The sequence below is a fragment of the Microbacterium sp. genome (assembly GCF_047972865.1).
GTDB lineage: Bacteria > Actinomycetota > Actinomycetes > Actinomycetales > Microbacteriaceae > Microbacterium.
Map to the genome: position 1 here is coordinate 1 of NZ_JBKEAY010000159.1, position 1,993 is coordinate 1,993.

Annotated in this window: 1 protein-coding gene and 1 pseudogene; both read right to left on the reverse strand. The window is 68.7% G+C overall.

Annotation, left to right across the window (positions count from 1 at the left end; translation table 11 throughout):
• Positions 1-555: ABC transporter ATP-binding protein (locus ACK5KK_RS09775; protein ID WP_416889895.1), on the reverse strand; the 555-nt coding region annotated here is incomplete at its 3' end.
• A 544-nt stretch (positions 556-1,099) separates the two neighbouring features.
• Positions 1,100-1,993 (reverse strand): annotated as a pseudogene (locus tag ACK5KK_RS09780) (IS256 family transposase); the annotation flags it as partial.

The window sequence follows — 1,993 nt, forward strand, 5'->3', positions numbered from 1 at the left end:
CGCGCGCGTACGCAGCAGGTGCCGCAGGTCGACCCGCGCCTGCGGATCGAGTCCCGAGGCGGGTTCGTCCAGCAGCAGCACGCTCGGCTCGTGGACGAGCGCACGGGCCAGGCCCAGCCGCTGCTTCTGCCCGCGCGAGAGCACGCGCGCCGGCGCGTCGGCGAGCGAGGTCAGCCCGACGGTTCCCAGCAGGATGTCGGCGCGCGCCGTGGCGGCGTCCCGGTCGAGGTCGTACAGTCGCGCCGTCACCCGCAGGGTCTCGCGCGCGCTCAGGTTCGGCCACGCACCGAGGGCATCCGGCATCCATCCGAGCACGGCACGCGCCGCCCGCGGGTCGGCGACGGGGTCGACCCCGGCGATGCGGATGCTGCCGTCGTCGGGGGCGAGCCGGCTCGCCAGCATCAGCAGCAGCGTCGTCTTGCCCGACCCGTTGGGCCCGATCAGCCCGGTCACCCGACCCGGCGCAACCGTGAACGTCGCGCCGCGCAGCGCGTGAACGGGACCGAAGGCCCGCCGCACCCCCTGCGCGACGATCCCGGAGGACTCTGTCGTCATGCGCTCACTCTAAACGTCCACCCCGCACGCGCGGCAGACACGCCCGAAAGAGACGACGTTCCCTGTCGGTGAGGAAGGCGTGGGCGGGCGTGGCGGGCGCCGCTACACGAGTGACGAGCGGAGCGTCGGGCACCGCGAGGGGCACGGACATCACCCGCCCTCCCTGGGTCCGACAATCGAGCACCGGATCTTTCGAAGCGCGGCAAAGGTTGTCGGCGTCGGGCCGGTCAGTACTTGTCACCGACCATCTGGTCGTCGGTGCGACCTTCTCGTCGGCTTGGACGGTGTTCATGTCGAGCACGTCGACCGTCGTGACGGGCTGCTGGTCGTCACTGTCTCGACCCCGGCGACGCCGACCGGGTGCCCATCGTGCGGGGTCGTCGCGATCGGCCGTGGCCGCGCCGACGGGTGCTTCATGACGTGCCCGGGACGACGCAGGTGCGGATCGTGTGGCGGCAGCGGGTCTGGCGGTGCGGTGACGACGGTTGCGCGAAGAACACGTTCGTGGAGCAGCTTTCGACCCTGGTCGCTCGGCGCGGGTCACTCACCCAGCGTGCGGTCGGCTGGGCGGTCGGGTAGCTGCGCCGGGCACACGCCACGATCGAAGGGCTACGTCGTCAGCGGGCTTCCACCGCATCGTCCATCGGGTGCGGCCACGACCGGTGGGTCGAGGCTACGGGTGACAAGATACAGGCACTTCAACGCCGCCTGCTCGGTCGGGAAGTGGCCGCGCGCCCGGACCGCGCACCGGTATCTTGCGTTGAGGGATTCGATCGCGTTCGTGGAACAGCTCACCTTCCGGATCTCGAGGTCATAGTCCAGGAACGGGATGAACTCCTCCCACGCGGATTCCCAGAGCCGGACGATCGCCCCATACTTCTTACCCCACTTCTCGTCGAGCTCCTCCAGCGCTGCCCTCGCGGCTGTCGGGTTGGGGGCGGTATAGATCGGCTTCACGTCGCGTTTGAGCGCGTCCCGGTCCCGCTTCGACGCGAGCTTGAACGTGTTGCGGATCAGGTGCAGGGTGCACACGTGTGCACGGTCGTTCGCGGCCACACGTTACCGATGACGTCGGGGGGCCCTTTGAGGCCATCGCAGACGAGGAAGAACGTGTCCGTGACGCCCCGGTTCTTGATGTCGGTCAGGACGCTCATCCAGAACTTCGCGCCCTCACCGCCGTTCCCGACCCACAGTCCGAGGATGTCCTTCTCGCCTGCCAGACTCACCCGATCACCGCGTAGGCGGGCCTGTTCGCGACCTGCCCGTCACGGATCTTCACCACGATCGCATCGATGAAGATCGCCGCGTAGACCTCGTCCAGGGGCCGGGCAGCCCAATCATTCATCTCCTCGATGACCTTGTCCGTGATCCGCGAGATCGTCTCCTTGCTGACCGAGGCACCATAGATCTGCGCGAAGTGAGCACTGATCTCACCCGT